This is a genomic window from Bifidobacterium choloepi, assembly GCF_010667615.1.
GTDB lineage: Bacteria > Actinomycetota > Actinomycetes > Actinomycetales > Bifidobacteriaceae > Bifidobacterium > Bifidobacterium choloepi.
In genome coordinates this window covers 172,699-185,833 of sequence record NZ_VYSG01000002.1, presented here as the reverse complement: position 1 = coordinate 185,833, position 13,135 = coordinate 172,699, and the positions used below count along the sequence as shown (strand labels likewise).

The window sequence follows — 13,135 nt, the reverse complement described above, 5'->3', positions numbered from 1 at the left end:
GTCACGGCCGGCGTTTCGGCAATGCGACCCGGCGTCGCGACGGTGCGCCGGCCGCCAGCATCAGCATGCCGGCCGGAATCGTCAGCAGGCCGCCCGCGACGAAGACCGACCGCACCGGCACGATGTCCGCCAGCGGTCCGAAGACCAGCAGTCCCAGCGGCGTGCCGAACGACGAGAACGTCGTCAGCAACCCGAAGACGCGGCCCTGCATGTCGGCCGGCGTCTGTTGCTGGAGCAGCGTGAACGTCGGCGGCGCCGTGAACGACGTGGCGACGCCGAGGAGACCATCGACGGCCATGTAGGCGCCCAGCGTCGGGGCGAGCCCGAGACCGGCCGTCAGCACGCCCATGGCCGCGATCACGACGGCGAGCACGAGCAGCTGCCGCGGCGCTGGACGTTTCCGCCGCTCCCCCGCGCCGTCCGGCGGCGCGGAGGCGGTGTCCGGCATGTTGCGCGAGCCGAACGTCGACAGCACGAGGCCGCCCAGTACCATGCCGACGCTCCAGCACAGTTCGTCGGCGGCGAGCTTGTCGGCCGACGTCGTCAGCGACAACCACCCTCCCAGCTGGAAGGTCTGGCCGGCGAAGGCGCGGTTGACGAGGACGAGCGTCAGGTTCATCGGCGCCGTGTTGAGCAGGCAGACGGCGAAGTAGCCCAGCAGGACGGCGCGGACGACGCGGTGATGCCACATGTAGCGCACGCCGGCGGCGAGGTCGGCGAAGACGGTGCCGACGGAGCCGGCGCCGCGGGAATCGTGTGCGGTCCGGCGGTCCGGAACCCTGATCAGCGCGACGAATCCGATGCCGATCACCGCCGTCGCCACGTCGACGAACAGGATCGTCCACAGCGGCAGCACGTTGACGAGGACGGCGGCGATGGCCGGCGCGGCGAGCATGTTGGCCGACTGGATGGTGCCGTTGATCGAGTTGACGCGCAGCAGCCGGTCCTCCGGCGCGACGTCGGGAATGAACGACTGGACGGCCGGCGTCTGCACGCCGGCGCCGGCGGAACGGATGGCGAGGATGACGAGGATGGCGGCGAGCGCCGCCGGACCGCCGGCGTTGCCGTTGCCGGCATCGCCGGCGGCGCGCAACAGCAGCGCCAGCACGACGGTGGCGGCGGCGATGAGGCCGTCCGGCAGCATGATCAGCGTCTTGCGGCGCCAGCGGTCGGACCACACGCCGCCGAACAGCGAGAGGACAGCCTGCGGCAGGCAGGAACAGAGCATCGTGGCGGTGACGACGGCGCCGGAATCCGTCCGCATGACGAGCGTCCACGACACGGCGTACTGGACGATCGACGAGCCGGCGAGCGAAAGCGCCTGCCCGACGAGCAGCAGGGCGACGCGCCGTCGCCACGGCCGGGTCGCCGGCCCGGCTGGCCGGGCAGAGGGCACGTCGGTCGTCACTGTCGCGGCGGACGATGCGGCAGTCGAATTGGAGGAATGCGGGGAAGTTGAAGATACGGGAGTGCCGGCCGGTTCGACGGTCTCGGCGTCTTCCGGAATGGAAGTCATGACGGCTTGCTTTCTGAATGGAATGACGGATGGCTGAATTGGGCACGGTCGACGGGCCGGCGGCGCGTCCCGCAGGACGCGGACCGACGGCACGTCGGGGCGCATTCAGAAGATCCGGAATGCAAACCAGCATTGACAACTCATGGTCGATCACTGTACCAGTCGAGTCGGCGCCGTCAAGCCGACGGGCCACATGGCGACCCCGGCGCCGGGAAACGGCGAAGGTGCCGGGCCGGGATCCGCGGTTTTCCCACCGTCGGGCGTACAGTGAGGCTTCATGACTTCCTGCTTTGACCGGCCACTGACCATCGGATTCCTGTTCGACGACACGCTCGACGTTCTCGACGGCGTCCAGCAGCACATCGTCACGCTCGGCACGGAGCTGGCGCGGCGCGGTCACGACGTGCACTATCTCGTCGGGGAAACGCACGACTCGCCAATGCCGAACACGCATTCGATGGCCCGCAACGTGCAGGTCAGGTTCAACGGCAACCGCATGCGCATTCCGTTGCCGGCCAGCCGCGCCGGCATCCGCGACGTCCTCGCGGCCAACGATTTCGACATCCTGCACGTGCAGGCCCCGTATTCGCCGTTCATGAGCGGCGAGGTGCTGTCGATGGCGGCGCCGTGGACCGGCGTCGTCGCCACGTACCACATCGCGTCGGCCGATCCGGTCTCGCGGCTGGGCGGCATGGCGCTCGGCCTGCTCAACCGGCCGACGCACCGTCGCGTCGACGAGGTCGTCGCCGTGTCCGCCGTCGCCGCCGAGTACGCGACGGCGACGGCCGGCGTCACCGGCTCGGTCATTCCGAATCCGGTCGACGTCGGACGATTCTCCACGCCGGCCGCGCACCGGGCCGCGGCCGCCCGCGACACCGCCCGTGCGCCTCACGTCGTCTTCCTCGGCCGGTTCGTCGAGCGCAAGGGCGCGTCGCTGCTGCTCGACGCCATCGAGTACGGCGAGCGCGAGCGCCTGTTCCCCGACGGCCTGCACGTCACGTTCGCCGGCAAGGGCCCGTTGCTGGACGAGTGCCGGGCCCGCGCGGCATCGCTGAGGACGCCGGTCGAGTTCCTCGGTTTCGTCGACGAGGAGGACAAGCCGGCGCTGCTGGCGAGCGCCGACGTCGCCGTGTTCCCGGCGACCGGCGGCGAGAGCTTCGGCATCGTGCTGCTCGAGGCGATCGCGGCCGGCGCCGGCGTCACGCTGGCCGGCGACAATCCCGGCTACCGCTCGACGTTCCGCGACAGCGAGGCGATGCTGTTCCCCGTCACGCCGCAGGACCATGCGCGGGCGCTGGCGACGAAGATCCGCGCGGCCGTCACGTCGCCGGAATGGGCCGCCGACGTCCACGCCCGCCAGCAGGACCTGCTGCGCCGCTACACCGTCCAGACCGTCGCCGACCAGGTCGAGCGGGTCTACGCGAGGGCGATCGCGAAGCGGCGCGGATAGCTTGCCGTTGATGTCGCGAACCCGGGCTTGCGGCCCGGGTTCGCGACATCAACGGGAAGATCAGGTGTCGATCTTGCTGCGGTCGAAGTCGTTGGCGTTGTCGACGATGAACTGGCGGCGGGGCGGGACTTCGTCGCCCATCAGCAGGCTGAAGATGCCGCTGGCCTGTTCGGCCTCGATCATCGTGATGCGGCGCAGCATGCGCGTGCGCGGATCCATCGTCGTGTCGGCCAGCTGGTCGGCGTCCATTTCGCCCAGGCCCTTGTAGCGCTGGATGTCGGCGTCGTAGCCGATGCCGTCGGCGTCGAGTCCGGCCAGCCTGTCGGCGAGTTCGTCGTCGGAATACGTGTAGATGTATTGTCCCTTGCGCGGGCCGGTCAGCGCGATGCGGTGCAGCGGCGGCACGGCGGCGTAGACGTGGCCTTCCTCGATGAGCGGGCGCATGTAGCGGTAGAACAGCGTGAGCAGCAGCGTGCGGATGTGGGCGCCGTCGACGTCGGCATCGGTCATCATGATGACCTTGTCGTAGCGGCGCTGCGAGATGTCGAACGTCGCGCCGGAGCCGGCGCCGACGACCTGGATGATCGCCGCGCATTCCTTGTTCGACAGCATCTGCGCGAGCGACGCCTTCTGCACGTTGAGGATCTTGCCGCGGATCGGCAGCAGCGCCTGGAAGCTCGAGTTGCGGGCCGCCTTCGCGGTGCCGAGGGCCGAGTCGCCCTCGACGATGAACAGTTCGGCGATGTCGTCGTTGCCGGGCTGGCAGTCGGACAGCTTCGGCGGCATGGAGGCCGATTCGAGCGCGTTCTTGCGGCGCGTGACTTCCTTGGTCTTGCGGGCCTGGATGCGGGCGTGCATTTCGCCGACGATCTTCTCGAGCACGCGGCCGGACTGGTCCTTGTAGCCGCGCTTCGAGCCGGTGATCATCTCGGAGAACTGCTTGTCGGTGAGCCTGGAGACCACGCCGCGCACCGGCGCCGTGCCGAGGACGCCCTTGGTCTGGCCCTCGAACTGCGGTTCGGCGATGCGGACGGTGACGACGGCGACGAAGCCGGTCAGGATGTCGTCGCGGTCGACCTTGTTCTTGGCGTCCTTGAGGTTGACCTTGAGCTTGCGGGCGTTGTCCTCGACGGCCTTGCGCACCTGCCTGGTCAGCGACTGGAGGAAGCCGTCGACGTGCGTGCCGCCGCCCGGCGTCTCGACGACGTTGACGAAGCTGCGGATCGTCGTGTCGTAGCCGTCGACCCAGCGCATCGCGATGTCGACGGTGCAGTCGCGCGTCACCTTCTCGGCGTGCAGGTCGCCGTTGTCGTCGACGGCCTGCGTTTCCTCCTGGTAGGTGCCGGTGCCCTGCACGCGCCAGACGGTCGAGACCGGTTCGCCGTGGGACAGGAAGTCGACGAAGTCGACGACGCCGCCGGTGTGGCAGAATTCCTCGACGCGGCGGTGCGCCGGCTTCGCGGCCGACGCCGTGTCCGCCACGACGAGGTCGGCGGCGCGTTCGGCCCCGGCGAGGTTGCCGTCGGCCCCGGCCAGTTCGGCGTCGGCTTCCGGGGTCCCGGCGGACTCCCCGCCATCTCCGCCGTCTCCGGCATCGGCGGCCGCCGCTTCGGCCAGCAGGTCGATCGTCTCGGCGTCGGCGAGCGACGATTCCTCCGCGCTTGCCTCGTCCCCGGCCGCCACCGTGTCCCCGTCCTCGACGGCGTCGGCCCGCGCCGTCTCGACGTCGCTCTCGATGAGCTCGTCGACGGCGGCGTCGCCGGTTTCCGGAATGTTCTCGTCGACGACGGTGATCTTGAGTCCCGGCACGAGGAACGATGTCTGGCGCACGCGTTCGATGAGCTGTTCGTAGTTGAACTCGGCGGTCTCGTTGAAGATTTCGGGGTCGGCCCAGTAGCGGATGCGCGTGCCGGTCTTCCGTCGCGGCACGGTGCCGATGATCTCGAGTTCGGTCGGCTTGTTCTTGCGCGTCTTCTTGAACGGCGAGTCCGGCGACGGATGGGCCGGGTCGGCGTCGGCGTAGACGCCGGCGTGACCCTGGTGGAACGCCATGTGGTGCGTCTTGCCGTCGCGGTCGACCTCGACGTCGAGTCGCGAGCTCAGCGCGTTGACGACGGAGGAGCCGACGCCGTGCAGGCCGCCGGCGGAATTGTAGGCGGAGTTGCCGAACTTGGCGCCGGCGTGCAGTTTCGTCAGCACGACCTCGACGCCGGTCATCTTCGTCTTCGGCTCGATGTCGACCGGAATGCCGCGGCCGTTGTCGGCCACTTCGATGGACCCGTCGGTGTGCAGCGTCACGACGATGTGGTCGCAGACGCCGGCAAGCGCCTCGTCGACCGAGTTGTCGATGATTTCCCATAGGCAGTGCATCAGGCCCTGGCTATCGGTCGTGCCGATGTACATGCCCGGCCTCTTGCGCACGGCATCCAGCCCCTCGAGGACGGTCAGGTTCTTCGCCCCGTAGGCGTCCCGCTCATCCCCGTCCTGGCCGGACTTTCTCCTAGTGACCATCTTCCCTCTCTGTCGACGAAGTTGAAACGATTCGAACAATTGTTCGACATCCAAGTATAACACAACGAAAAGAGCGGCAAAACGGGAACCGTTTTGCCGCTCCTGCAGCCTGTCGCGCGGGCCCCGTCACTGGTCGAGGAAGTCGCGCAGCGTCTGCGACCTCGACGGGTGACGCAGCTTCGACATCGTCTTCGACTCGATCTGGCGAATGCGTTCGCGCGTGACGCCGTAGACGCGGCCGATGTCGTCGAGCGTCTTCGGCTGGCCGTCCTCGAGGCCGTAGCGCATCTTGATGACGCCGGCCTCGCGCGGCGACAGCGTCTCGAGCACCTGCTTGAACTGCTCCTGCAGCAGCGAGAAGGCGACGGCGTCGGACGGAGCGATCGCGTCGGTGTCTTCGATGAGGTCGCCGAACTCCGAGTCGCCGTCCTCGCCGAGCGGCGTGTGCAGCGAGATCGGTTCGCGGCCGTACTTCTGCACTTCCTGCACCTTCTCGACCGGCATGTCGAGTTCGCGCGCCAGCTCGTCGGGCGTGGGCTCGCGGCCCAGGTCCTGCAGCATCTGGCGCTGCACGCGGGACAGCTTGTTGATGACCTCGACCATGTGCACGGGCACGCGGATGGTGCGGGCCTGGTCGGCCATGGCGCGGGTGATGGCCTGGCGAATCCACCACGTCGCGTAGGTGGAGAACTTGAAGCCCTTCTTCCAGTCGAACTTCTCGACGGCGCGGATGAGGCCCAGGTTGCCTTCCTGGATGAGGTCGAGGAACAGCATGCCGCGACCGGTGTAGCGCTTGGCCAGCGAGACGACGAGTCGCAGGTTCGCCTCGAGCAGGTGGTCCTTCGCCTTCTTGCCGTCGGCGGCGGCCCACTTGAGCTCGCGGCGGCGCTTGAAGTCGAGGTTGTCGCCCTCGGTGTCCAGCAGGTGCTGCGCGTACAGGCCGGCCTCGATGCGCTCGGACAGGTCGACTTCCTGCTCGGCGTTCAGCAGCGAGACGCGACCGATCTGCTTGAGGTAGTCCTTGACCGGATCGGCGGTGGCGCCGGTCGTCACGACGCGGCGGCGCGGATTCGTGCCGCTGCTGCGACGGCGGCGCGAGGCCGGCGGCACGTCGTCATCGTCGTCGTCGGAGACGACGAAGGCGCCCTTGGCCTTCGGTTCCTCGGCGACCGGCTCGTCGTCGTCCTCGTCGTCGTCCTCTTCCGGTTCGCTTTCGCGGTCGATGCCGAGATCGTCATCGTCGTCGTGCTCCGACGACGACTCGTCAAGGTCGCCGTCGAGGTCGAGGTCGTTCTCGTCGATCTCCTCGTCGTCGAGCATCGCCTCGTCGTCCTCGGACTTCGCGTCGGCCTTGGCCTTCGGGGAAGCCTTCTTCGCGCGGGTCTTGCGCGGCTTCTTCTTCGTCTCGGCGGCGTCGGCGCCGTCGCCGGCCGCCTTCTTCGCGGACTTGCGTCCGCGCCTGGCGGGGGCCTTCTTCGCCGTCGAATCCGCGTCCGCCGTCGCCGCGGCTGCCGTCTCTGCGGCCTGCGCGGTGTCCGCGGTCACGTCGACGCCGTCCCCGGAGACCGTCTTGCCGGACTTCTTCCTGGCTGCCGTCGTTTCCTTCGCGACCAAACTTTCCTCCTAAGATTTCGCCAGACGAACTTTTGGGCGCACTTCCCGCAAGTGCAAGTTCGTCAACTATGCGAGTAAACCACGCTCCGGGGACGATTATTCCGGAATTGTCAAGCGTGTCGCCGCAATTTTTTCACGGCACGATCTGGCCGTCCGGTCATCCGCGGCCGCCGGGCACGCCCATCGCCGCCCGGGGATCGCCGACCATGCATATCTCGAGGCCGGTGTCCAGCACGCTGACGGCCACGCTCTCGTGTTCGCCGGGGTTCGGATCGCGCCGGAGGATCCTGCAGTGGTGCGCGCCCGGGTCGCCGTGGTCGGCGTGTTCGGCGTTCTTCGGATAGACGCCGCAGATCAGCGCCTGCATGACGATCGGCGCGAGCGTGTTGCCGCGGTTGGCGACGAGCGATCGCCACACATAGCGCCACGCCTCCGCCTCGCCGCGCCACCAGGCGACGTAGGCGGCGACGGCGTACGGCTCGTCGACGTAGGGACGCATGACGGTGTCGGCAATGCGGTCGAGCAGCCTGACGCCGCGGTCGCAGCGCGGCATGCGGCCGGCGACGTCGGTGGCGGCGAACGCGTCGGCGAGCAGCTCGCGCATCGTGTTGACCTGCGCGCAGCCGCGCGGATGGGCCGCGACGTCGAGCAGCAGGTCGCGGTTCCACATCGCCGGGTCGGCGACCATCGAGACGACGATTGCGTCCCGGATCGGCAACGCGAGCTTCATCGCCGTGGCGAGCCGGCGCATCGTCGCCGTCGTCATCGTCGTGGCCGCCGGTCCGCCGTCCGTGTTGTCGCCGATCGCCGCGAGCCAGTGGTCGAGCGGCTCGGCGAACACCGACCGCACGGCCTGGGCGTAGCCGCGTTCGAGCCGTATCTGCCGGAATTCCGCCGCGATGCGGTCGCACGTCGGCGCCGTCGCCGTTCCGTCGCCGCCGCGTTCCCGTTCCGTCGCCTCCGTCATGCCGTCTCCTTTCGCCGTGATCGCGGACGGTCGCCGTCGACCGTCCGCTTCCACTGTCGGCCATCGTCGCCGCCAGATCCAGCGGGCCGGACACCTGTGGGCGAACGCCCCAGTTTCCACAGCCCGGCCGGCGGCTTGTCGCAACACTGTGGGTGAATGGCACTATGAGTGTGAGCGCCGATCTCGAGCAGATAGAACCGCGAATTTCCAGCCTTGTCGCCAGGCATGCCGGCGCCGGAATCGTCGATGTCGACGACGATTCGTCCGCCACTGGCCTGTGCGGTGCGCTGCGGCCGACGATGGACGCCGTCGCCGCGCAGGCGCTGACGAGCAGCGAGGGCGGCAAGCGGCTGCGGGCGCTGCTGACGCTCGCCGCCCACGACGCCGTCGCGGCTGGCGACGCCTCGCCCTCCCCCGCCCGCGACGCCGTGCTCGACGTCGCCTGCGCCATCGAGGTGTTCCAGACGGCCGCGCTCGTCCACGACGACATCATCGACGACTCGGACCTGCGCCGTGGCAAGCCGTCGGCCCACCGCGCGCTGTCGGCAATGGCCGGCGACGACGCCGTCGGCGAGGGCCTCGGCATCATGCTCGGCGACCTACTGGCCACGGCGTGCATCGGCATCGTCAACGCGGCGGCGACGTCGCTGCCGCACTCGGGCCGACTGCTCGACGTGTTCCTGCGCATGCAGCGCGAAGTCGAGGTCGGCCAGATCCTCGACCTGTCGATCGAGACGATGGCCCTCGACGACCCGGCGGCGCTGGCCGCCGCGTCGCTCGACGTGTTCCGATGGAAGACGGCGAGCTACACGACCGTCGCGCCGCTCGAGCTGGGCTTCCTCGCCGCCGGCATGGCGCCGGCGGACGCCCACCGGCACGCCGTCGCCGTCGGCCGGCCGCTCGGCGTCGCGTTCCAGCTCGCCGACGACCTGCTCGACGTCGCCGGCTCGCCGGGCGTCACCGGCAAGCCCGTCGGCGGCGACATCCGCGAGGGCAAGCGCAACGTGCTGCTCGCCGACGCGCTGGCCGCGCTCGGCGGCCCCGGCCGGGGAACCGCGGACGGTGAACGTTTGAAGGAGATTTTCACGGCCGTCCGGCGCACCGACGACGACGTCGAGTTCGCGATCGCGACGTTCCGCGCGACCGGAGCGATCGGACGCAGCGAGGAACGGATCCGGGACCTGTGGCGCGAATCGTGCCGGGCGATGGATACTATGGAACTCGATCGCGGGGCGGCCGCGCGCCTGAAGTCGATGTGCGCGCGGTTCCTCCCCGCCGACCTGGTCAACGAATGAACCTCTCCATGGAAGAAGGACAGCCGCCCGAGATGAATGACGACGCACATCTTTCCGTCGGCGCCGTGATCGACGGCCGCTACCGCATTGTCCGCAAGATCGCCGACGGCGGCATGGCGACCGTCTACCAGGCCACCGACGGGCGGCTCGGCCGCGACGTCGCGATCAAGGTCATGCACGTCCAGCTGGCCCAGGGGCCGCACCGCGCGCAGTTCGTCGAGCGGTTCCGCCGCGAGGCCAAGTCGGCCGCCGCGATCGCCAACCCGCATATCGTGCAGGTCTACGATTCCGGCGAGACGCACAACCTCGACTACCTTGTCATGGAGTACGTCGAGGGCCAGAACCTGCGCCAGGAAATGACGGCGCACACGACATTCACGGTGCGCGAGACGCTGCGCGTCATCGGCGAGACGCTCGACGGCCTCGCCGCCGCCCACCGCGCCGGCGTCGTCCACCGCGACATCAAGCCGGAGAACATCCTGCTCAACAAGCGTGGCCGCGTGCAGATCACCGACTTCGGCCTCGCCAAGGCCGTCTCGCAGGCCACGCTGTCGACGACCGGCATGCTGCTCGGCACGGCCGCCTACCTGGCGCCGGAAATGATCGAGCGGAACCTGGCCACGCCGCAGGGCGACTGCTATTCGGTCGGCATCATGGCGTGGGAAATGCTCGCCGGCGCCGTGCCGTTCCAGTCGGACAATCCGGTCACGCTCGTCTTCAAGCACGTCAACGAGAACGTGCCGAGCATCGCGACGGTCTGCCGCGGCATCGACCCGAAGGTCGCCGACTTCGTCTCGTACCTGACGGCCAGGGAAGTCGGCAGGCGCCCGGCCGACGCCGGCGAGGCGCTCGCGCGGCTGCAGGCGCTGATTCCGCAGCTGTCGCAGAAGGCGCTCGACTACCGGTACGATCCCGCCGCCCCGCAGCTGGACACGCTGCTCGATGTCGGCGCGTCCGGCCTGTCCGCGAAGTTCGCGACATCGGACGCCACGAGCGCCGAGGTCAACGAGATGTGGCACGACAGCACGGCTGCCAAGGCGGCCACGGCACCGGATCCGGACGCCGCCGCGGCGGACGGATCGTCCGGCGCTCCGGCGACGGCGGACGACGGCGATGCCGTCGACGGCGCGCCGACGGAGATCCTGCGCGACGACGACGGCACGCTCGCGCTCGAACGGCACGGCGACGACGACGTGCCGAAGACGACGGCGATGCCGGTCGCCGACGACAGGAAACACCGTCGCCGGCACCATCACGGCGGCAAGCAGCTGCCGGGCACGCACGTCGGCGCCGGCAACGAGACGAAGGCGAAGAAGAGCCACCGCGGCCTGGTCATCGCGCTCGTCGTCGTCCTCGTCCTCGCGCTGGCCGGTGGCGGCGGATTCGCGGCCTGGTACTACATCGGCCCCGGCAGCTACTGGACGCTGCCCGGCTCCGATGCGCTGAAATGTTCGGGCGAATCGAACTGCAAGGTGACCGGCATCTCGTGGGACGACTACGAGAAGACGCTCAAGGTCGCCGACATTCCCTACACGGTGACCGAGGAGTATTCCGACACGGTGCCGGCCGGCGACATCGTCTCGACCGACCCGAGCAGCGTCGGCGCGAAGATCAGCAAGCGGCTGGGCGAGTCGCTCGAGGTCGTCGTCTCGAAGGGCGTCAAGCAGGCGACGATTCCGTCCGACATCATGGATTCCTCGACCGCGGACGGCAAGGATCCGATCAAGGCGCTGCAGAACGCCGGCTTCACGAACATCGTCCACGACACGGGCGACGACGAATACTCGACGACGGTGCCGGAGGGCGCATTGCTGTCGATCACGCCCGACCCCGGCACGACGATGGACTACAACGCCGCCGTCACCGTGACGCTGTCGAAGGGACCGATGCCGGTCTCGATGCCGGACGTCGCCGGCAAGACGAAGGACGACGCGGCGCAACTGTTCTCGGCCGCCAAGCTGAACGTGACGTACACCGAGGAGTATTCCGACACCGTCGCCGCCGGCACGATCATCTCGACGTCGGTCGCCGCCGGCACGACGCTGCACTGGGGCGACTCCGTCTCCGCCGTCGTCTCGCTCGGCCCGCAGATGGTGACGCTGCCGAACGTCGTCGGCATGTCGACCGACGAGGCGACGAGCACGCTGGAGGCGCTCGGTCTCCAGGTCAAGACGACGGCGCCGCTCGGCGACCTGACGCACACGGTGCGGCTGATGAGCCCGTCGGCCGGCGAGTCCGTCCGCGTCCGCGACGCCGACGGCAACCCCACCGTCGTCACGCTGACGATCGTCTGACCGGCATGAAAAAGGATCCACGCCGCGGCGGGGATCCTTTTTCATGCCGGACCGTATTGGCGCTCACTCGTTCGCGAACTCGTTGCCTTCCTCGGTCCTCGCGGTCTGCGCGGCCTCGCGGGCTTCCTTCTCGGCCTTGATCTGCGCCTTGACGACCTGCGCGTACTCGTCGACGTATTCCTGGCCGGACAGCTTCTGGATCTCGCGAACGACGCGGTCGGTCAGCTCGCGCAGCATGTCGTGCGTGACGGCTTCCGACGGCACCTTCTCGACCTCGATCGGCTTGCCGTAGATGACGCGGGAATGGCCCTTGTTCGGGATGACCTGGCCCGGCATCTGCAGTTCGCGCGAGCCGATGATCGCCGTCGGGATGATCGGACAGCCGGTTTCCAGCGCCAGTCGCGCCGCGCCGGTGTGGCCCTTGTACAAGCGCCCGTCGGGACTGCGGGTGCCCTCGACGTGGATGCCGAACAGGTGGCCTTCCTCGATGATCTCGCGGGCGTGCTCGAGCGCGCCGAGCGACTTCGAGCCGCCGGAGCGGTCGACCGGGAAGACGCCGACGCTCGTGAAGAACCACTTCTTGATCTTGCCCTTGATGCCCTTGCCCTCGAAGTATTCGGCCTTGCCCATGAAGTGGATCATGCGCGGGCACGTCATCGGCAGCAGCGCATCGTCGATGACGGCGAGGTGGTTGGCGGCGATGATGCCGCCGCCCTCGCGCGGAATGTTCTCGAGGCCCTCGGGGGTCGGGTCCATCCGCTTCCATGCGATCGGCCCCAGACCCTTCACGAAAAACCAATACAACATGCTCGATTTTGCCTCCCGGTGACTGTCCACCGCATGTAAAGTAATACTATGACTGACCACAAGAATAGCAACGACGGCGACGATCGCAGCGCGGATTTCCGCAAGGGCGAGCGGCAGGCGGGAAGCGACGTGGCTTCCGCCGGCGCCAATACGGAAGAATCGTGGGCCGATTTCATGGCCGAGCACGCCGGCGACCTCGACGACGTCGAGAACTCGCGGGCGGCGAGGAAATTCAACCGGAAAGCCGAATGCGAGGAAAAGAAGGCCCTGCTCGACGTCGAGGATCTCAAGAAGAACGCGTTCGTCGGCGGCAACCGGTTCACGCAGCCGGGGCCGCGCGACCACGCCGGCACGAGCTGGCTGGACACCGACGACGTCATGGACCGCTACGGCGAGGACTTCACGCCGCCGAATCCGTCGATCGGGCACGTCTCCCCCGGCCGCGTGGTGCTGTGGATCCTGTTCGTCGCCGGCATCCTCGGCATCATCGCCTCGACGCTGGTGCCGTCGCTCGCCTCGGTGCTCGGCGTGATCTTCGGCCTGTGCCTGATCGTCGGCGCCGGCGGCCTGTTCGCCACTCACCGGGGCCACGACGACACGAAGCGCGACGAGGACGACGACGGCGCGAGAGTGTGAGTGCAGGAGCGTCAATAAAAAATCCCTCCCTGGAGGAGGGATTTT

General features: G+C 68.6%; 9 protein-coding genes. 4 read left to right on the top strand and 5 right to left on the bottom strand.

All coding sequences use genetic code 11. The annotated features are described in order from the left end of the window. Window position 1: 1 nt before the first annotated feature. Entirely contained in the window at window positions 2-1,516 is a 1,515-nt protein-coding gene (locus F6S87_RS05945) for an MFS transporter (protein ID WP_163227738.1), read from the bottom strand. Between the two features lie 277 nt (window positions 1,517-1,793). Here F6S87_RS05945 and F6S87_RS05940 point away from each other — a divergent pair, with 277 nt between their 5' ends. Then, window positions 1,794-2,966, top strand: a complete 1,173-nt coding sequence (locus tag F6S87_RS05940) for a glycosyltransferase family 4 protein (RefSeq protein WP_163227737.1) — start codon at window positions 1,794-1,796, stop codon at window positions 2,964-2,966. Between the two features lie 60 nt (window positions 2,967-3,026). On the opposite strand, the gene F6S87_RS05935 is transcribed toward F6S87_RS05940, so the two are convergent. From F6S87_RS05935 to F6S87_RS05925, 3 genes are all read right to left on the bottom strand, one after another. Further along, complete coding sequence (locus F6S87_RS05935) at window positions 3,027-5,477, bottom strand: DNA gyrase/topoisomerase IV subunit B (protein ID WP_163227736.1); 2,451 nt, start codon at window positions 5,475-5,477, stop codon at window positions 3,027-3,029. A 126-nt stretch (window positions 5,478-5,603) separates the two neighbouring features. After that, window positions 5,604-7,091, bottom strand: a complete 1,488-nt coding sequence (locus F6S87_RS05930; protein WP_163227735.1) for an RNA polymerase sigma factor — start codon at window positions 7,089-7,091, stop codon at window positions 5,604-5,606. 157 nt (window positions 7,092-7,248) lie between these two features. Beyond that, window positions 7,249-8,058, bottom strand: coding sequence for a hypothetical protein (locus tag F6S87_RS05925; RefSeq protein WP_163227734.1), 810 nt, complete (start codon window positions 8,056-8,058; stop codon window positions 7,249-7,251). 164 nt (window positions 8,059-8,222) lie between these two features. On the opposite strand from F6S87_RS05925, the gene F6S87_RS05920 reads away from it, so the two are divergent. Next, window positions 8,223-9,353, top strand: a complete 1,131-nt coding sequence (locus F6S87_RS05920) for a polyprenyl synthetase family protein (RefSeq protein ID WP_163227733.1) — start codon at window positions 8,223-8,225, stop codon at window positions 9,351-9,353. A 32-nt stretch (window positions 9,354-9,385) separates the two neighbouring features. Further along, window positions 9,386-11,647, top strand: a complete 2,262-nt coding sequence (locus F6S87_RS05915) for a Stk1 family PASTA domain-containing Ser/Thr kinase (protein ID WP_163227732.1) — start codon at window positions 9,386-9,388, stop codon at window positions 11,645-11,647. Between the two features lie 63 nt (window positions 11,648-11,710). Here the strand turns inward: F6S87_RS05915 and F6S87_RS05910 are convergent, their stop codons facing one another. Next, the gene (locus F6S87_RS05910; protein WP_163227731.1) at window positions 11,711-12,454 is read right to left on the bottom strand and encodes a lysophospholipid acyltransferase family protein; all 744 of its coding nucleotides are present in this window, start codon (window positions 12,452-12,454) and stop codon (window positions 11,711-11,713) included. 48 nt (window positions 12,455-12,502) lie between these two features. Between F6S87_RS05910 and F6S87_RS05905 the strand changes: the two genes are divergently transcribed. Beyond that, window positions 12,503-13,090 (top strand): DUF4491 family protein, encoded by a 588-nt coding sequence (locus F6S87_RS05905; protein ID WP_163227730.1) that lies wholly within the window; start codon window positions 12,503-12,505, stop codon window positions 13,088-13,090. Window positions 13,091-13,135 lie beyond the last annotated feature (45 nt).